The organism is Mesorhizobium sp. M2A.F.Ca.ET.043.02.1.1 (genome assembly GCF_003952405.1).
In the GTDB taxonomy this organism is placed as follows: Bacteria; Pseudomonadota; Alphaproteobacteria; order Rhizobiales; family Rhizobiaceae; genus Mesorhizobium.
In genome coordinates, this window is sequence record NZ_CP034445.1 from 4459490 (window position 1) to 4478015 (window position 18526).

Annotated in this window: 19 protein-coding genes; 11 read left to right on the forward strand and 8 right to left on the reverse strand. The window is 63.4% G+C overall.

Annotated features, from left to right (window positions below; translation table 11 throughout):
• Positions 1-50 precede the first annotated feature (50 nt).
• The 4 genes from rpsT to EJ068_RS21255 form a co-directional block, all read right to left on the reverse strand.
• Positions 51-317, reverse strand: coding sequence for a 30S ribosomal protein S20 (gene rpsT / locus EJ068_RS21240; RefSeq protein ID WP_040985913.1), 267 nt, complete (start codon positions 315-317; stop codon positions 51-53).
• Positions 318-607: 290 nt separating this feature from the next.
• On the reverse strand, positions 608-1381 hold the full coding sequence (locus EJ068_RS21245; RefSeq protein ID WP_127252222.1) for an enoyl-CoA hydratase: 774 nt from the start codon (positions 1379-1381) through the stop codon (positions 608-610).
• Positions 1382-1427: 46 nt separating this feature from the next.
• Entirely contained in the window at positions 1428-2318 is an 891-nt protein-coding gene (gene mutM, locus EJ068_RS21250) for a bifunctional DNA-formamidopyrimidine glycosylase/DNA-(apurinic or apyrimidinic site) lyase (RefSeq protein ID WP_129554851.1), read from the reverse strand.
• Positions 2311-3549, reverse strand: a complete 1239-nt coding sequence (locus EJ068_RS21255) for a phosphopentomutase (protein WP_127252226.1) — start codon at positions 3547-3549, stop codon at positions 2311-2313. The genes mutM and EJ068_RS21255 overlap by 8 nt, the downstream gene beginning before the upstream one ends.
• A gap of 131 nt (positions 3550-3680) precedes the next feature.
• Between EJ068_RS21255 and EJ068_RS21260 the strand changes: the two genes are divergently transcribed.
• On the forward strand, positions 3681-4616 hold the full coding sequence (locus EJ068_RS21260) for a PhnD/SsuA/transferrin family substrate-binding protein (RefSeq protein ID WP_127252220.1): 936 nt from the start codon (positions 3681-3683) through the stop codon (positions 4614-4616).
• A 6-nt stretch (positions 4617-4622) separates the two neighbouring features.
• Here the strand turns inward: EJ068_RS21260 and EJ068_RS21265 are convergent, their stop codons facing one another.
• The 3 genes from EJ068_RS21265 to EJ068_RS21275 form a co-directional block, all read right to left on the reverse strand.
• Positions 4623-5249, reverse strand: a complete 627-nt coding sequence (locus EJ068_RS21265) for a TadE/TadG family type IV pilus assembly protein (RefSeq protein WP_126079385.1) — start codon at positions 5247-5249, stop codon at positions 4623-4625.
• Between the two features lie 41 nt (positions 5250-5290).
• A complete protein-coding gene (locus EJ068_RS21270) occupies positions 5291-5854 on the reverse strand; it encodes a TadE/TadG family type IV pilus assembly protein (protein WP_245463484.1) in 564 nt (187 codons plus the stop codon).
• 168 nt (positions 5855-6022) lie between these two features.
• Entirely contained in the window at positions 6023-6445 is a 423-nt protein-coding gene (locus tag EJ068_RS21275; protein ID WP_127252218.1) for a pilus assembly protein N-terminal domain-containing protein, read from the reverse strand.
• Positions 6446-6800: 355 nt separating this feature from the next.
• Between EJ068_RS21275 and EJ068_RS21280 the strand changes: the two genes are divergently transcribed.
• The 9 genes from EJ068_RS21280 (at position 6801) to EJ068_RS21320 (ending at position 15955) form a co-directional block, all read left to right on the forward strand.
• Positions 6801-6977: a Flp family type IVb pilin gene (locus tag EJ068_RS21280; protein ID WP_127252217.1), complete on the forward strand. Its 177-nt coding sequence runs from the start codon at positions 6801-6803 to the stop codon at positions 6975-6977.
• A gap of 146 nt (positions 6978-7123) precedes the next feature.
• Entirely contained in the window at positions 7124-7642 is a 519-nt protein-coding gene (locus tag EJ068_RS21285) for a prepilin peptidase (RefSeq protein ID WP_126079381.1), read from the forward strand.
• A gap of 197 nt (positions 7643-7839) precedes the next feature.
• Positions 7840-8652: a Flp pilus assembly protein CpaB gene (cpaB, locus tag EJ068_RS21290; RefSeq protein ID WP_127252216.1), complete on the forward strand. Its 813-nt coding sequence runs from the start codon at positions 7840-7842 to the stop codon at positions 8650-8652.
• Entirely contained in the window at positions 8649-10175 is a 1527-nt protein-coding gene (locus EJ068_RS21295) for a type II and III secretion system protein family protein (protein ID WP_127252215.1), read from the forward strand. Before cpaB ends, EJ068_RS21295 begins: the two co-directional genes overlap by 4 nt.
• 14 nt (positions 10176-10189) lie before the next feature.
• Positions 10190-10921 (forward strand): CpaD family pilus assembly protein, encoded by a 732-nt coding sequence (locus EJ068_RS21300; protein WP_127252214.1) that lies wholly within the window; start codon positions 10190-10192, stop codon positions 10919-10921.
• Between the two features lie 45 nt (positions 10922-10966).
• On the forward strand, positions 10967-12250 hold the full coding sequence (locus EJ068_RS21305) for a CpaE family protein (RefSeq protein WP_189342051.1): 1284 nt from the start codon (positions 10967-10969) through the stop codon (positions 12248-12250).
• A 30-nt stretch (positions 12251-12280) separates the two neighbouring features.
• Positions 12281-13780, forward strand: coding sequence for a CpaF family protein (locus EJ068_RS21310; protein WP_127386075.1), 1500 nt, complete (start codon positions 12281-12283; stop codon positions 13778-13780).
• Between the two features lie 131 nt (positions 13781-13911).
• Positions 13912-14925: a type II secretion system F family protein gene (locus EJ068_RS21315; protein ID WP_127250803.1), complete on the forward strand. Its 1014-nt coding sequence runs from the start codon at positions 13912-13914 to the stop codon at positions 14923-14925.
• A 13-nt stretch (positions 14926-14938) separates the two neighbouring features.
• Positions 14939-15955: a type II secretion system F family protein gene (locus tag EJ068_RS21320; RefSeq protein ID WP_127250802.1), complete on the forward strand. Its 1017-nt coding sequence runs from the start codon at positions 14939-14941 to the stop codon at positions 15953-15955.
• 254 nt (positions 15956-16209) lie between these two features.
• Here the strand turns inward: EJ068_RS21320 and EJ068_RS21325 are convergent, their stop codons facing one another.
• Positions 16210-17037 carry a tetratricopeptide repeat protein gene (locus EJ068_RS21325; protein WP_126079373.1) on the reverse strand — a complete coding sequence of 276 codons (828 nt, stop codon included), beginning with the start codon at positions 17035-17037 and terminating at the stop codon, positions 16210-16212.
• Positions 17038-17160: 123 nt separating this feature from the next.
• On the opposite strand from EJ068_RS21325, the gene EJ068_RS21330 reads away from it, so the two are divergent.
• Complete coding sequence (locus tag EJ068_RS21330; RefSeq protein ID WP_127250801.1) at positions 17161-18525, forward strand: leucyl aminopeptidase family protein; 1365 nt, start codon at positions 17161-17163, stop codon at positions 18523-18525.
• The last annotated feature ends 1 nt before the right edge of the window (position 18526 follow it).

Sequence of the window (18526 nt, forward strand, 5' to 3'; positions counted from 1 at the left end):
AAAACCCGGCCTGTGCGGCCGGGTTCCAAATCGATGGAGGATTGAGTCGGTCAGGCCGACAGCGTCTTGACCCGCTGAGCCAGTCGCGAAACCTTGCGGGAAGCCGTGTTCTTGTGGACGACGCCCTTGGTGGCGGCGCGCATCAATTCCGGTTCCGCAGCCTTGAAGGCTTCCACCGCAGCGGCCTTGTCGCCGGCGGCCAGTGCCTCTTCGACCTTGCGGACATAGGTGCGGACGCGCGAGCGGCGGTTCTTGTTGACCGCAGCGCGGCGGGCGATCTTGCGCGTAGCCTTTTTGGCCGAGGAAGTATTGGCCATGATGCCTCTCTTCTGATCTGGTGAACGCCAGCGATGTCGCAGGGCGCAAAAAACAAACGGGCAGCCACGGGCCGCCTCGGTTGGTGCGGCTTATAGTTCAGCTTTTCCGCCTCGTCAACGCCGCTTCGCGGTCTTTTTGGGCCTCGATGTCATGTCCCGCAAAATCGCGGCCACCTGGGCGAAGCGCCTAAAGCGCGTCGCGATCTTTCAGATTCGCTCCATGCGCTTTAGGTTTTGATTTTAAGCATGTCTTTATCCCGAAACCGGTTCCCACTTTCGGGAGACATGCTTTAGCGGTTGGTGAAGTTCGGCTTCCGCTTCTCGACGAAGGCGGCCATGCCTTCTTTCTGGTCGTCGAGCGCAAACAGCGAATGGAAAAGACGGCGCTCGAAGCGCAGCCCCTCGGCCAACGTCGTCTCGTAAGCGCGGTTGACGGCTTCCTTGGTCATTATCACCGACGGCAGCGAGAACTCGGCGATCTTCGCCGCCGCCTTCAGCGTTTCGTCGAGCAGCTCGGCGACCGGGACCACCCGCGACACCAGCCCGCTCCTCTCGGCCTCGGCCGCGTCCATCATCCGCCCGGTCAGGCACATGTCCATCGCCTTGGACTTGCCGACGAATCGGGTCAGCCGCTGTGAGCCGCCCATGCCCGGCATGACGCCGAGCGTGATCTCGGGCTGGCCGAATTTGGCGTTGTCGCCGGCGATGATGAAGTCGCACATCATGGCCAGCTCGCAGCCGCCGCCGAGCGCATAGCCAGCGACCGCCGCGACGATGGGTTTGCGCGTGCGGGTGAATTCCTCCCAGCCGACGAAGAAATCCTGCGTGTAGGCGTCGGCGAAGGACATCGCCTGCATTTCCTTGATGTCGGCGCCGGCGGCGAACGCTTTTTCCGAGCCCGTAAGCACCATCGCGCCGATGGCGGGATCGGCATCGAACGCGCTCGCCGCCGCGACCACCTCCGCAAGCACCTGCGAATTCAGTGCATTGAGCGCCTTGGGCCGGTTCAGCGTGATCAACCCGACCTTGCCGCGTGTTTCCACGAGAATGGTTTCATAGGTCATGGTTCGCTTCCTCCGCGGGGGTGGGATGATCGATACCGTTCCTAGCTTACCGCTGACAGGTCCGGCAATAGAAGGTCGAGCGGCCGCTCTGCACGATGCGTTCGACATGGCCGCGGCAGCCCGGCTTCTGGCACGGCTCCCCCTCGCGATCGTAGACCGCGAAGGAATGCTGGAAATAGCCGAGCGATCCGTCGGCCTGGACATAGTCGCGCAGCGACGAGCCGCCGGCGGCGATCGCATCGGCGATGACCGAGCGGATCGCCTCGGCGAGGCGTTCGCTTTGTCCTTTCGCCTTCTTGGCCGAGCCGGCGATGGTGCCGGCTTCGCGCAGCGGCGAGAGCCCGGCGCGCCACAGTGCTTCCGAGACATATATATTGCCGAGCCCGGCGATCAGGCGCTGGTCGAGCAGCGCCGCCTTGAGCGGCGATCTGCGATCCTTCAGCAGCGAGGCGAGCAGGGGGCCGTCGAGCGCGTTGCCGGTTGGCTCGATGCCGAGTCCCGCCAGCATCGGATGGGTGTCCGGCGCGCCTTCGGCAAACAGCATGAAGCCGAAGCGGCGCGGGTCGTTGAAGATAACGCTGGACCGCGCGCCATTCGGCGAGGTGACGTCGAACACGACATGGTCGTGCGCGGCGATCTTCGAGCGCTCGTGATGGAAGGAGCCGGGGATGTCGCTGCTCCCGGCGGTTTCGATCCGGAACGACCCCGACATGCCGAGGTGGCAGATCAGCACCGGACCATCTTCGACATGCATCGTCAGGTATTTGGCGCGCCGGCCAAGCGCCGTCACGGTCTTGCCTGTCAGCCGCTCCGAAAAGCGCTCGGGAAAAGGAAAGCGAAGGTCGGGCCTGCGCGCTTCGACCTTGACCAGCCGCGCCCCTTCCAGGACCGGCTGCAGTCCGCGCCGGACGGTTTCGACTTCAGGCAGTTCAGGCATGGCCGCCTATCGCTGCAAGGAATGATGTCCCATGGCGTCCGGCTGCCAGGCCAAGGTGATCCGCAACGGTTTCGCCGATATCGGCGAAGGTTGGCCTCAGCCCGATGTCGCCGCCCTTCAGCCCCGGCCCGATGCCGATCACCGGAACGCGCTCACGCGTATGGTCAGTGCCGCGCCAGGTCGGGTCGTTGCCATGGTCGGCTGTGAGGATGAGAAGGTCGCCCGGCCTGATGCGCGACAGCGCCTCGGGCAGCCGGCGGTCGAAGGCTTCGAGCGCGGCCGCGTAGCCGGCGACATCGCGCCGGTGACCGAACTCGGTGTCGAAGTCGACGAAATTGGCAAAGACCAGGTCGCCGTCGCCGGCATCGTCCATGGCGCCGAGCGCCTTGTCGAACATCGCCATGTTGCCGCCGGCCTTGCGCACCTGCGAGATGCCGCGATGGGCGAAGATATCGCCGATCTTGCCGACGGCGATGACCTTGCTGCCGCGCTCCGTCAGCCGGTCGAGCAGGGTCGGCTCAGGCGGCGGCACCGCATAGTCGCGGCGGTTGTGGGTGCGCTGGAACGTGGCGGGCGTCTCGCCCACGAAAGGCCGCGCGATCACGCGCCCGATCTTCAAGCGATCGACGAGCCGGCGCACCTTGAGGCAAAGCTCATAAAGCCGCTCCAGGCCGAAATGCGTTTCATGCGCGGCGATCTGCAACACGGAGTCCACCGACGTGTAGCAGATCGGTCTGCCGGTGCGGATATGCTCTTCGCCGAGCCGCTCGATGATCTCGGTTCCCGGCGCATGGCAATTGCCGAGGATACCCGGCACCTTGCCTTCGCGGATGATCGCGTCGGTCAGCTCGGCCGGGAAGGCAGGCACCGTGTCGGGAAAATAGCCCCAGTCGAAGCGCACGGGCAGTCCTGCGATCTCCCAATGGCCCGACGGCGTGTCCTTGCCGCTTGACACCTCCTGGGCGGCGCCGTGGAAGGCCGAGGCGATCAGCGGCGTGTCGGCGTCGAGCTGCAGTCCGGTTGCCGTCCGTGCCGCCAGGCCAAGCCCGAGCGACATCATGTTGGGCACGGTGAGCGGTCCTTTGCGTAGACCTTCCCGGTCGGCGCGGCCTTCGGCGCAGGCCTTGAAGATATGTCCGAACGTGTCGGCGCCGGCATCGCCATAGCGTTCGGCGTCGGCCGCGCCGCCGATGCCGAAAGAATCGAGAACGAACAGGAACGCGCGCGCCATGGGTGTCATTGTTGTCAGTCCTGGTCGCCAGACATAAGGTTCCCCGGCGGCGTTGGCAAATCGGAAACAAACCGCAACCGCTTCGCGCCATAGTTGCGACGAGGCGTGGATATGGCGGGAGCAAGGCAAGCATGGCGAGGCGCGGCAAGACCGCGGCAAGGCAGGCCGTGAAAATGTGCGCGGCCGCTCTCTTGGCGTCCGGCGCCGCCGCATGGCCGGCACACGCCGCCTGGCGTGACGACATCGGCACGTTCCGTATCGGCATCGTTGCCAAGCCGGGCGGCGGCAACACCGTCCCCGGGCTTGCGCGTCTGACGGAAGCCTATGCCAACGCGCTCGGCATGAAGGTCGAGTTCGTCGTTGCGCGTGACTATGCGGCGCTGATCGAGGCGCAGGCGAGCGGGCGCGTGCAATACGCGGTCTATTCGGCGCTTGCCTATGCCACGGCCTCGGAGCGCTGCGGCTGTGTCGAGCCACTGGTGGCGCCGGTCGACGCCGACGGCGCCGTCGGCATCCGCTCCGTCCTGGTGACGCGCGACGGCAGGCTTCAGGATCTTGCCGCCATGGCTTCGCATCGGATCGCGATTGCGCCGGCCGATAATGTCGGCGGCGCGCTGCTGCCGCTGGCGGCCCTTTCCGCCGCAGGGGTCAAGATTGCGCGGGATTCGCCGTTCCTGGCACGCGCGGCGTCGGCCACGGCGGCCGAGACGATGTTGAGCGTCGGCGATGCGGATGGCTTGTTCGGCTGGGAGCCGGCCGATGCCGACGGCCAAGCCGCCCATTCCGGCGGCACGGTCGAGCGGCTGGAGGCTGCCGGCATCCCTGAGGCGTCGCTTAGGGTGTTATGGACCTCCGACCTGTTGCGCTACGGGCCGCATGCGGTCCGCAGCGATCTCGATCCAGAGACGAAACGACGGCTGACCGTCTTCCTGACCAATCTCAAATCACAGACGCCCGATGTGTACGACCTCCTGGAGAGGGCGCATACCGGCGGCTTCGTGCCGGCGACGTCCAAGGATTACGCCATGGCGATGGGCATTGTGCGGCAGGCATTGGATGGCCGCTAATGACCGTCAGCAGTCGCTGCAAGGGATCATCGGAACCCGGCGAGGCCTGAGATAATAAGTCTCGCTCATGTTTATGTTGCTGAAGGTCGACAGCAATCCAAACGATTTCGCTTTTTCATCGGTCGCGCTCCAGGCGATGACCGGTGTATAGCCGAGATCGCTTTCCACACGGATTAGGAAAGTGTTGCGGATTTTCAGCGTCGAGGGGACAGTCGTGGTGTCGCCGGGCTTGGCATCGGCGCTGTAGGTGCTGCCAACCAGCTTGCGCGACCACACTACCTTCACTGTCGGCGATGCCTGGTCCGACATCTGTATGGCGGTGATGATGATTTTCGGATCCGAGCGGTTGTAGGGCAGAAGCGTCGTGCTGCCGATCTTCATGATGGCATCGAGGTTCGCCTTCACGACCGCCGTCTGCTGCGTGACGAGATCCGCCACCATGCTGCCGATGCGGCTAACCTTCTTGCTGGTCTCAATGGCCTGGGAGGCTTCCATCGTGATGAAATACATTATGAGCAGCACCGGCACGATGAGCGCAAACTCGATCGCCGCGACGCCGCGCCGATCGCGGCCAAACCGGCTGGCTCGCGCCACGATGGCCGAAATCCCCCAATGTGCCCCCGCACGGTACATCCTATCCTCCAGATCGCCGCAGTCTCAGTCGTCCACCAGTCTCAGTTGTCGTCGAACGGTTCGTTCTGCCAGGTTACGGACGCGAAATGAAGCGTGGTCCCATCAGTGAAATTCTGCATCTGTTTGGCCAGGAGATCAGTCATCACCGGCCATTTGTAGAACACCCGCAGCATGTTGATCGATTCGGCCAGCCCGGGCGATGTCGTGAAGGTCTTGTCGCTTCCGCTTTGCGTCAGCACGATTTGGTTGCCATTTATTCTGTAGCCCGCCGTAGCTGCGTCGGCGAAGCTCGGATATTCACGCAGGTCCACCAGCAATCCCGGGCAGTCCTTGGCCACCATGATCTCCAGCCTGCTGCAGATCAGCTGCTTGATGGAGGCTTCGGTGACGTTCGACCTCTGCAACTGCCCGGTCCGCAACTGGCGGGCGACATCGTCGGTGACGTTGGCCATCACCTCCTGGCCGGCAAAGGAGATGCAGCTCTCGAGGATAGCGAAGACGAGAAGCGCGAACGGGATGGCAAGCATCGCAAATTCCATTGCCGTGCTGCCGCGTCTGTCGCTGAAGAAGCCGGGGCGGGGTTTGCCGCGCGCCGAACTGTCCATCCCGTTGCCGGATGTGGCATCCTTGCTCATTTGCCTTCCTGCCGATCCCCTTGCGGTACCGGCGGCAAGGTAGCGAAAACCCATTGAGGTCCAGTTTGGATGATCGTTAAATTCGCCGGGCAGGCTTTAAGCTGTCTTTAACGCCTGCTCAGACGCTTTTCTTCGGGCTTAGTGCGCGGCGCTCATTTCGGTTTCGGAAACCTTCTCGGCCTCGGTCTTGTAGGCGCTCTCGCAATACGGCGTGCAAGACATGGTCTGGACTTCGGCACGCCTGTAGATGCGTACCGAGGAAGCGGCCTGCCGCACGACGGTCACCTGTTCATCGATGATCGGGCTGCCGTCGGAGTCGAGCACGACCAGATTGGTGACGCCAAAACCTTTGCCGGTGAGAACGATGGTCGAGGCGTCCTGCACCGAGGCATCGGCGATGGCGGGGTTGCCGATGACGACGGTGTCGGCCGCACGGGACAATTTGACGATCTTTGCCTGGTTCATGGTCACTTCGACACCCCCGCCGGCCCTGGCCGGCATCACCAAGGCTGCAGCCGCCAGCAGCGCGGCGACTGGAAACAGCGATCTCGACAACCTCATTGAACAGCTCCCGGCAGGCGGATTCTTCAACGGAACATGAACGAGATTGGTGAAGCAACGGTTAAACCGGACCTGGCCGCGATTAAGGACTTTGCCTCGCCCGTCCACGCGCTGACGGCGCTTCCTGTTTTAGTAACATTGCACAAGCGTCGGTTTGCGCCGCTTTGCTCGGTCCTCGAGCCGGCTGACAATGTTTAGGCCGCGGTTAACCACGCAGTGCGTTCGCCCCCGGAAAGGAATCGGTAAGGCTGTTTATTAAGCCGATCGAAACGGCTTCTCCCTAGATTTGCAGCATCCGATCAACCGCAAGAGAAGTTGACGGAAGTGCTGTAACACGTGGAGTAGGAGCTCTCGCATGTCTAATCTCATTGCACGTTTCGTGAAAGACGAATCCGGCGCGACCGCCATCGAATACGGTCTGATCGCCGCTCTCATCGCGCTCGCCATCATGGTCGGCGCCACCTCGCTTGGCACCGCGCTGAATGCCAAGTTCGATGCGATCGCCACGGCTGTCAACGACGCCCCGAACTAATAAGCCGAGGGACGGCGAAGCCATTCTGACACAAGGGCTGCCTCGCGGCGGCCCTTGTTCGTTGCAGCATCCGGCCACCCTACTCACCGATCGTTAATGCCCCGTGCCTTAGATTGCGCGCGGTATTGTCTCACGGCACCTGTTTCATGCTCGAAGCCATAATCTTCGTCGTCTTCCCGTTCTGCATGCTGTTCGCTGCGATCTCCGACACGTTGTCGATGACGATCGCCAACCGCGTTCCCGTGCTGTTGGTGGCCACATTCGCGCTTGTCGCGCCGCTCACCGGGATGGACTGGGCGACCTATGGCTGGCACTTCGCCGCCGGCGCCCTCGTGCTTGCCACGACATTCGGCCTCTTTGCGCTCGGCGGCATGGGCGGCGGCGACGCCAAGCTTCTGGCCGCGAGCGCTCTGTGGATGGGCCTCAACATCGATTTGATCGGCTATCTGGTGACGTCGGCTTTCCTCGGGGGCCTGCTGACCATCGCAATCCTCGCCTACCGTAAATCGCCGCTGGCCGCCTATACCGGCCACAGCCGGTTCCTGCGCCACTTCGCCGACGAGAAAGTGGGCATTCCCTATGGCGTCGCGCTTGGCGCCGGTGGACTGATCACGTTCCCGGATTCGCCGCTGATGGTCTGGGCGCTGCAGAGGCTCACGGCATAGGTTTGGCGACATCGATGTCGGCGACCGAAGGCGGCCTGGCCGCCTTTTTTTGTTAATGGCGGGCCCTTCGATCTAATTTGAGTAAACCTTAAATTAATCACGATCGTAAGCATTGCATTAACCTTGTTTTGACGATTGCGGCTGCAAAGTCCGGCCAGGCGTGGGTGGTTTGCCACGAGGCGAAGGGTTTCGGACGAATGCCAGCATCCCGATTGATTATTCTGGGCGTGGCTGCGGTCGCGGCGGGTGGCGCGGGCTATGTCGCCAAGAACATGGTGGTGGCGCCGCCAGCGCAGGTCGTTGTCAATGCGCCCGCGCAGCCGGCGGTCGCGTTGCAGGATGTGCTGGTACTGTCGGGCGATGTCCCGATGGGCAGCCAGCTCGGCAACAACGTCAGCTGGGAAAAATGGCCGTCCGACGGCGTCAATGCCAATTTCATCACGCGCGCCGCCGAACCTGACGCGGCCGAAAAGCTCAAGGGCTCGGTAGCGCGCGTGGCCATGTATACGGGCGAGCCGCTGCGCCGCTCCAAGCTGGTCGGCGAGGGGCAGAGCTTCATGTCGTCGATCCTGCCTTCAGGGATGCGCGCTGTCGCCACTGCGATATCGGCCGACACTTCCGCAGGCGGCTTCATCCTGCCCAACGACTTCGTCGACGTTATCATGACCCGCCGCGCCGACACCGGCAACGGCGGCAGCGGCTTCAACACCGAGACCATCCTCAAGAACATCCGGGTGCTGGCCATCGACCAGACCATCCAGGAAGACGAGGAAGGCAAGAAGACCAGGGTCGGCCAGACCGCGACGCTGGAGCTGACGCCGCAACAGGCCGAGATCATCACCGTCGCGCAGCAGATGGCGGACCGCCTGACGCTCGCGCTGCGCCCGATCACCGACATCCACGAAAAGAGTACGGACGAAGCCGACTATCTGGTCAACGGCAACGGCCGGCGCGGAACGGTGCGTCTGATCAAGTCGGGCGAGGTTTCCGAGGTGGGAGCAAGGAAATGACGCTAAATGGCAAACTGCTGCCCTTCCTGGCGACCGCGACGATCGGTCTGCTGCTGATTGGCGCCAACGCCTCGGGACTGGTCGAAGCCAAAGCCGCGAGCGCCGGCGTATCGGCTTCCGTCGCCACGCAGCGCGTCAAGCTCGGCCTCAACAAATCCGTGGTCATCGATCTGCCGAATGATGCCTATGACATCCTCGTCGCCAATCCGGCGGTTGCCGATGCCGTGACGCGCACGGCGCGGCGCATCTACCTGTTCGGCAAGGCGGTCGGCGAGACCAATATCTTCGTTTTCGGCCCCAATGGCGAGCAGATCGTCAGCCTGGACCTCGCCGTCGAGCGCGATGTCGCCGGGCTGGAGGATTATCTGAAGCGCTTCATCCCGTCCTCGCAGATCAAGGTCGAGCTGCTGAACGACAACGTTGTCCTCACCGGCATGGTCGACACGCCGCTCGATGCCAAGCGCGCCGTCGATCTCGCGACCATCTTCGTGTCAGGCGGTGAAGCGACGACCGGCCAATATTCGCAGACCGCCGCCGGCGGCTCGGTCAATGGCGGCGTCGACATCAACAACCCCGACCAGGAGCGCCGGACCTCCAAGATCGTCAACCTGTTGCAGATCATCGGCGACGATCAGGTAACGCTCAAGGTGACGGTCGCCGAAGTCAGCCGCTCGGTGATGAAACAGCTCGGCGTCAATATGCTCGCCAGCGGCGGCAGCAACGGCATTTCCTGGGCGGCGCTCAGCGACCCTTACATGGGTCTTGGCAAACCGCTGTCGAACGCGGGCCTCTCTATCAGCTCGTCAGGGCTGCAGTCCTATATCAACGCAATGGAACAGTCGGGGGTCATGAAGACCCTGGCTGAGCCGACTTTGACCGCCGTGTCCGGGGAAAAGGCGACCTTCAAGGTCGGCGGCGAGTACAATATTGTGAAGAGCGTTTCCGCCAACGTGTCCACGGACAACCAGACCGGTCTGCAGAACTATTCGGTCGACAAGATCGAGTACGGTATCGGGCTGGAGTTCCAGCCGGTTGTTCTGTCGCCCGGTCGCATAAGCCTGAAGGTGAGGACGTCGGTTTCCGAACCGACGACCGAAGGATCCGTATCGGCATCCACAGACAACCAGAACATCGGCATGAACGCTTTGTCGCTGCGCAAGCGCCTGGCCGATACGACGGTCGAACTGCCTTCCGGCGGTTCGATGATGATCGCGGGCCTCGTGCGCGACGATCTCAGGCAGGCTGTCACCGGATTGCCCGGCCTGACCAAGATCCCCGTGCTCGGGACGCTCTTCCGCAGCCGCGACTTCGTCCGCAACGAAAGCGAGCTCGTCATCATCATCACGCCCTATCTGGCGCGGCCGGTGGCGCGCAACGACCTGGCCAAGCCGGATGACAATTTCAACCCGCCGAGCGACGGCGCCGGCATGTTCCTCGGCCGCGTCAATCGCGTCTACGGCACCATGCAGACGGACAGACCAGCCGGGCGGTACCACGGCGTCGTCGGCTTCATCTACAAATGAGTGGGAACGCGGATATGTCCAAGTCAGCATCGAAGGTCATGACGGTCCGGACAGCATCCGGCATCGCAAGGAAGGGCCGGCAGGTGGTCCCGGCACTGGCGATCGCCCTTGCAGCGTCGCTCTCCGGATGCGCCAATCGCGACAGCGTCACGGTCGGGTCGATCCCGGATGACTATCGCACGACCCATCCGATCGTCATTGCCGAGAAGAACCAGAAGATCGATCTGCCGGTCGGCGCTGGCGATCGCGGCATGACCGGCGCGCAGCGCGACGCGCTGCTCGGTTTTCTCGACGGCTACGACAAGAGCGCTGCGCCGGCGCTGACGATCGCGATGCCGGCAGGCTCCGCCAACGAGGTCGCCGCCCGCGCCGCCGGCCGCGATTTTGCCAGGCTTGCCATGAAGGCGGGCGTCAAGCGCGATCGCATCGTCATGACTTCCTATCAGTCGGCCGTGCCGGAGGCGTCCGCGCCGGTGCGCGCCGCCTTCGTCGCGGTGCGGGCCCAGACCGACAAATGCGGGCGTTGGCCCGACGACCTGACCGAGACGTCGGACAACAAGCATTATGCCGACTTCGGCTGCTCCTATCAGAACAATCTCGCGGCCCAGGTGGCCAATCCCAACGATCTGATCGGGCCGCGCAAGCAGTCCGAAATCGATGCCGAAAATCGCGGCGCGGTGATCGATGTGTACCGGGCGAGAGGCATCTCAGACGAGTTCCTGGGCAATTCGGAAGTGACGTACTGAGCCGCCGGACGGCGAAGAGAGAGCAGCCACGGAAAGAGCATGACGATGAGCAATCTTGCCTACGACACGCCCGCGGAAACCGGCGACCTTTCGCAGCAGGACATCGCCGCCATGCAGGCGCTGCGCCCCGTGCCGCGCATTTCGATCCAGGCTTTCTGCGAGACCGAAGGCGTCGCCAGCCCCGTGGAGCGCGCCGCCGAGGATCGCCGTATGGCCAAGGCCCATCTCAAGGTCCATATGGGCGGCGTTCCGACCGCGATCGAGTTCTATCAGTCCGCGCCGACACCGAACCTGATCCTGCTGGAATCGCGCAGCGAGCCGAAGCAACTGCTCGAACAACTCGGCCAGCTCGCGGAGTATTGCGATCCCTCGTCCAAGGTCGTGGTCATCGGCCACTACAACGATGTCGGGCTCTACCGCGAGCTCATCCGTTCAGGCATTTCCGAATATGTCGTCGCGCCGGTCTCAATGTCCGACATCGTTAGCGTCGTGTCGTCGATCTTCGTCGATCCGGAATCGGAGCCGATAGGCCGCTCGATCGCCTTCATCGGCGCCAAGGGCGGCGTCGGCTCATCGACCATTGCCCACAATGCGGCCTGGGCGATGTCGTCGCTGTTCAAATCCGAAGTCGTCATCGCTGACCTCGACCTCGCCTTCGGCACCGCCAACATCAACTTCGATCAGGATCCGGCTCAGGGCATCGCAGAGGCCGTGTTTTCGCCTGAGCGGGTCGACGAGGTCTATCTCGACCGCCTGCTCGCGCAATGCGCCGAGCATCTGTCGCTGCTTGCGGCCCCCTCAACGCTCGAACGCGTCTATGATTTCGACGCCGAGGCGTTCTCGCAGATCATCGAGACGGCGCAACGCAGCGCGCCCCTGCTGGTTCTCGATATCCCTCACATCTGGAGCGGGTGGACGAAGAGCACGCTGATCAAGGCCGACGAGATCGTCATCACCGCCACGCCCGAGCTCGCAAATCTTCGCAACACCAAGAACTTGGTGGACATGCTGAAGCGGCTGCGCCCGAACGATCCGCCGCCGAAGCTGATCATCAACCAGGCAGGTGTGCCGAAACGGCCGGAGATAGCGCCTTCCGATTTCGCCGAGCCGCTTGGCATCACGCCCATGGCGGTGATCAATTTCGAACCGCTGCTGTTCGGCAATGCCGCCAACAACGGCCGCATGCTGACCGAGATGGACGCTAAGAACCCGGTCGTCGCGACCATCAACGAGATAGCGCATGTGCTGACCGGACGTAGCGAAATCAAGACAAAGAAGAAGGCGGGCCTGGGTTCGATCCTCGGCAAGCTCTCGCGCAACAGGAAATGACGCTGTTTGAGCGGCATCGGGTAGTCGATCATGTTTGGTAAGAGAGGCAAAGACGACGGCAACCGGGTGACGCCCGAATTCCGTCCGCCGGCGTCGGCTCCCGCCGCTCCCGCTTCGACGGGAACGATGACGGCCGAGCGGCCGGCCGTGCCGGCGTCCACCGCGCCGGCCGCGCCGCCGGCTCGCCGTCCCGTGGAGGCGCCGCCGATGGCGTCCGAGCCGCCAAGAAGGATCCAGCGCGAGCGCTCAGAGACTTACTACGACACCAAGAGCCAGGTGTTCTCCGCGCTCATCGACACGATCGATCTGTCGCAGCTCGCCAAGCTCGATCCCGAGAGCGCGCGCGAGGAAATCCGCGACATCGTCAACGATATTATCGCGATCAAGAACTTCGCGATGTCGATCTCCGAGCAGGAGGAGCTGCTTGAAGATATCTGCAACGACGTTCTGGGCTATGGACCGCTGGAGCCGCTGCTCGCCCGCGACGACATAGCCGACATCATGGTCAACGGCTCCAAAAACGTCTACATCGAAGTCAACGGCAGGGTCGAACAGACCGGCGTCCGCTTCCGCGACAACCAGCAGCTGCTCAACATCTGCCAGCGTATCGTCAGCCAGGTCGGCCGTCGTGTCGATGAATCGAGCCCAATCTGCGACGCGCGCCTGCCCGATGGCTCGCGCGTCAACGTCATCGCGCCGCCGCTCTCCATCGACGGCACCGCGCTCACCATCCGCAAGTTCAAGAAGGACAAGCTGACGCTGGACCAGCTGGTCAAGTTTGGCGCCATCTCGCCGCAAGGCGCGGAAATCCTCAAGATCATAGGCCGCGTCCGCTGCAATGTCGTCATCTCGGGCGGCACCGGCTCCGGCAAGACGACGCTGCTCAACTGCCTGACCAACTATATCGACCGCGAGGAGCGGGTCATCACCTGCGAGGACTCGGCCGAACTGCAGCTGCAGCAGCCGCATGTGGTGCGTCTCGAAACCCGGCCGCCCAATCTCGAGGGCGAGGGCGAGGTGACCATGCGCGATCTCGTCAAGAACTGCCTGCGTATGCGGCCCGAGCGCATCATCGTCGGCGAAGTGCGCGGACCGGAAGTGTTCGACCTTCTGCAGGCGATGAACACCGGTCACGACGGCTCGATGGGAACGATCCACTCGAACAGCCCCCGCGAATGCCTCAACCGTATCGAATCGATGATCGCCATGGGCGGCTATTCGCTGCCGCAGCGCACCGTGCGCGAGATCGTCGTCGGCTCGATCGACGTGATCATCCAGGCCGCTCGCCTGCGCGACGGTTCGCGCCGCATCACCCACATCACCGAGGTGGTCGGCATGGAAGGCGACGTCATCATCACCCAGGATCTCGTCCTCTATAACATCAAGGGCGAGGACTCGAGCGGCCGGCTGGTTGGCGAGCATGTGTCGACGGGCATCGGCCGCCCGCATTTCTGGGATCGCGCCCGCTATTATGGCGAGGAGCAGCGCCTCGCCAATGCGCTCGAGGCGATGGAGAAACGCGCTGACTGATTTGTCTGGAGGTTTGACGCAATTCCAGGAAAAGTGTGAAGCGGTTTTCCGTCCGGAATTGCGTCCAAACAAAGAAATAGGGCGGTTCGCCGTTTCTTTGCAACGGCGAAAGGGCCTAGGGGGACCGGTCGATGTTCGGAATTGACACCACCGTCCTGGCGTTCATCGTGCTCGCCGGCTTCAGCGCCGGCGCGGTGGCTTATGCTTTCCTGTTCACGCGCATCGACAACGAGAAGCAGGCGGGCAAGCGGCTTCAAACCATCAAGACAGCCGAAACCGACAGGTCGGTGGTGAAGGCCACGCGCGATCGCGCCGCGGAGGCGGTCAAGCGGCGCAAAAGTCTCCAGGACTCGCTCAAGCAGCTCGACGAGAAACAGAAGACCAACGATCGCAACCTCAAGAAACCGCCGCTGAAGGTTCAGATCCGCCAGGCCGGCATGCAGGTGCCGATCGAGCGCTTCTACATGTACTCCGCCGTCTGCAGCATCATCCTGACGGCCCTTCTCTTTTTCGTCGGCGCGCCTCTGTGGGCCCTGCCCGGCGCCCTGCTGGTGGGCGGGCTCGGCCTGCCGCGCTGGTTCGTTTCGTTTCGCCGCACACGTCGCGTGAAGGCCTTCCTGGAAGAGTTTCCGAACGCGCTCGACATCATCGTGCGCGCGGTCAAGTCCGGTCTGCCGCTCAACGACGCGATCCGCCTGATCGCCAATGAATCGCCCGAACCGGTCCGGTCGGAGTTCCGCCGCATCGTCGATTCCCAGCAGATGGGCATGTCGGTCCCCGACGCCGCCATGCGCATGTCCGAGACCATGCCGTGCAGCGAGGCCGGCTTCTTCGGGATCGTCATCCAGATCCAGTCGCAGGCCGGCGGCAACCTGTCCGAGGCGCTAGGCAACCTTTCGCGCGTCCTGCGCGACCGCAAGAAGATGAAGGCCAAGGTCCAGGCGCTGTCGATGGAAGCCAAGGCATCCGCCGTCATCATCGGCGCCCTGCCTTTTGTCGTCGCCTTTCTCGTCTATCTGTCGAGCCCGAATTATATCATGCCGCTGTTCACCACCAATGTCGGCAACCTGATCCTCGGCTGTGCGGGCGTCTGGATGTCGATCGGCATCCTGGTGATGCGCAAGATGATGAATTTCGAAGTGTAGGGGCGCGGATCCGGTGACAGAACAGGTCGTCAAAACACTCACCGATCCTTCCTTTCTGATCGCGATGCTGGTCTGCATCGCCGTGTTCGCGACCGTGTTCACCCTCATGCCGGCGTTCGGTGGCACGTCGCTCAAATCGCGCATGAAGTCCGTGGCGCTCGAACGAGACAAATTGCGCGCCGAGCAGCGCGCGCGGCTGGCCAGCGAGGCTGACCGCCGGCGCAAGGGCCTGCGCGAGGAACAGTCCATCGGCATGCGCAACATCGTCGACCGCCTGGATCTGAAGCGCGCGCTTGCCGATGAAAACACGATCCAGAAGCTCAAGGTCGCGGGCTTCCGCGGCCAGAACCCGCTGACGCGCTTCCTCTTCTTCCGCCTCGTCCTGCCATTCGTGGGCTTTGCGCTGGCGGCAGTCTACCTGTTCGTGCTCGGCGGCCTGCCGCAGCAGCCGGCTTTCATCAAGCTGTTCGTCTGTGTCGTCGTCGCCTATGGCGGCTTCTACGCGCCCATCCTCTATGTCAACAACCGCGCGACCAAGCGCAAGCAATCGATCCAACTGGCGTGGCCGGACGCGCTCGACCTGATGCTGATCTGCGTGGAATCCGGCATGTCGGTGGAAGCGGCCCTGCGCAGGGTCGCCGACGAAATCGGCGCGCAGTCGGTCCCGCTTGCCGAGGAATTCGTGCTCACCAATGCCGAATTGTCCTATCTGCAGGATCGCAAGATCGCTTATGAGAACCTGGCAAGCCGCACCGGCCTGGAATCGGTCAAGTCGGTGTCGCAGGCCCTGGTCCAGGCCGAACGCTACGGCACGCCGGTGGCGCATGCGCTGCGCGTGCTCGCCTCGGAAAGCCGCGACATGCGCATGAACGCGGCCGAGAAGAAAGCCGCCGCGCTGCCGCCGAAGCTCACCGTGCCGATGATCCTGTTCTTCCTGCCGGTTCTGTTCGCCATCATTCTTGGCCCGGCCGGCATCCAGGTCAGCCAGCGCGGCATCTTCGGCGACCAGCACAGCTCCTCGAGCAAGTAAAGCAATTCCAGGAAAAGTGTCGCGCGGGTTTCCGCCCGGAATTGCGTAGAAAAAGAGAAAGCATTCCAGGAAAAGTGTCGCGCGGTTTTCCGCCCGGAATTGCGTAGAAAAAGAGAAGGCAATTCCAGGAAAAGTGTCGAGCGGGTTTCCGTCCGGAATTGCGTAAAAAGCAAAGAGAAAGAGCCGTTCGTGTCAATCAAAAAAAGCCGCGCGGCTTTTGGATTGTCGGAGCGGGCGGCGCTTGGCGGCGTCCGTCAGTTCGTGGCGACTTTCGCCTTGTTCTTGTCCCGATCCTTCAGCTGGCTCCAGGCATTCTGCTGGGCAAGCATCTGGCGCAGATAGGCGACGTTGGCCTGCGCCTGTTCGGGCGACAATTCCTGCGAGGCGATCTTCTCGGCCTCGTCGAAGCGGCCCTGCAGGCCCACTACGAGTGCAAGGTTCTGCCGCACCCGGCTGTCGGCGCTAGGCTGCTGCGCGGCCGAGCGCATATAGGTCTCGGCCGTTCGCAGGTCGCCTTCGAGCACATAGGACATGCCGAGATTGGACAGCACCGAAGGCTCGTTCGGTTTGAGTTCCAGCGCCTTGCGGTAGTCCTGACGCGCTTCGTCCTTCTGGCCCATCTGGTCGAGGATCGCGGCTTCCGCCGACACCAGCTTCCAGTCCGGATATTCGGGCGTCTGCGCGCGGCGCACGGCGTCCAGCGCCGGCTCGAACTGGCCGTTGGCGGCGAGAGCCTTGCCATAGGCTGCAAGCACCTCGCGATCCTTGGGATAGGCGATCGCCAGCTTGCGCATCACGGCGAGCGACTGATCGGCATCGCCGTCCATCTGCAGCGCCGCCGCGAAATTCATCGCCATGCGCTTGTCATTGGGATTGCGGGCGTAGGATTCGCCAAGCCTCGACGTGGCGGTGTGCAGTTCGCCGGCCGACATCGTTTCCAGCGGCCTTCTATCGGAGCGCGAGATGGAGCCGGTGGTCATCTGGCTGGTGCTGCCGCAACCTGCCACGCTGGCTGCCAGTGCCGCCATGAAGGCTGTGCTGATCAGACGCTTGGCTCTATGGTTCAACGCTTTGATCGGCATCGGCGCCCGGTCTCCATTCCTGTGCGGCCATAGGCTGGCCGTCTTCCCTCCCGCAGAAATATTCTGTTAACCCTAATGGACCGTTAAGAAGCCGACTCATCCTGTTCGGCCGGAGATCATCGCATGCCTGTCGAACTCGTCGAACAAAAGCCGCAAGCCGCCTTGCCTGTCTATCTGGTGGCAAAGGACGCCCTTGAAGCCGCGGCATTGCCGCCGCCCGCCATCGCCTGGGCAAGAGCCAACGGTTTTTCCGGCGAGGCAGGGCGCACGCTCGTCCTGCCGGGCGAGGGCGGCGGTCTCGCCGGCGCGCTGTTCGGCATCGGCGACGGCGAAAGCGCTTTGGCCCTCGGCGCGCTCGCAAGATCGTTGCCGGAGGGCGACTGGCATTTCGCGTCGGCTCCCGCGCAGCCCGATCTCGCCGCGCTCGCGCTGGTCCTGGGCGGCTATGTGTATACGCGCTACGGCAAGAGGCCGGGCAAGGCCTTACGCTTCGCGCTTCCGGAGGGCGCGAACGCCGCGCATGTCCGCCGCGTCGCCGATAGCGTGTTCCTGACGCGCGATCTCGTCAACACGCCGACCAGCGACCTCGGTCCGGTCGAACTGGAAGAAGCCGCCCGGCAACTGGCGGCCGCCCATGCCGCCGATATTTCCGCAATCCACGGCGACGATCTTCTGGCGCGGAATTTCCCGATGATCCACGCTGTTGGCCGGGCTTCCGCCGATGCGCCGCGGCTGATCGACATGAGCTGGGGACCGAGCGCTGCGCCGAAGGTGACGCTGGTCGGCAAAGGCGTCTGCTTCGACACCGGCGGCCTCGACATCAAGCCGTCGTCCGGCATGCTTCTGATGAAGAAGGACATGGGCGGCGCCGCCAATGTGCTGGGCCTCGCTTCCATGATCATGGCGGCGAAACTGAATGTCCGGCTGCGCGTGCTGATCCCCGCCGTCGAGAATTCGATCGCCGGCAATGCCTTCCGTCCTGGCGACGTGCTGAAGAGCCGCAAGGGCATCACGGTCGAGATCGGCAACACGGACGCTGAAGGCAGGCTGATCCTGGCCGACGCGCTGGCGCTGGCCGATGAGGAACAGCCCGCCTTGCTGGTCGACATGGCGACGCTGACGGGCGCTGCCAGGGTCGCGCTCGGCCCCGATCTGCCGCCTTTCTACACCGCCGACGAGACGCTCGCGGCCGACATTGCCGCAGCCTCCGTGGCGGTCGAGGATCCGCTGTGGCGAATGCCGCTATGGCGTCCCTATGATGCGAAGCTTTCCTCAAAGATCGCCGACATCAACAATGTCACCACGGACGGTTTTGCCGGCTCGATCACCGCGGCGCTTTTCCTCAAGCGCTTCGTCGAGAAGACCCACAGCTGGGCGCATTTCGACATCTTCGCCTGGAACCCGGCCGACCGCCCCCACGGCCTGACCGGCGGCGAGGCGCAGGGCATTCGGGCGCTCGAGCGGATAATTACGCAGCGATTTGCCTGAG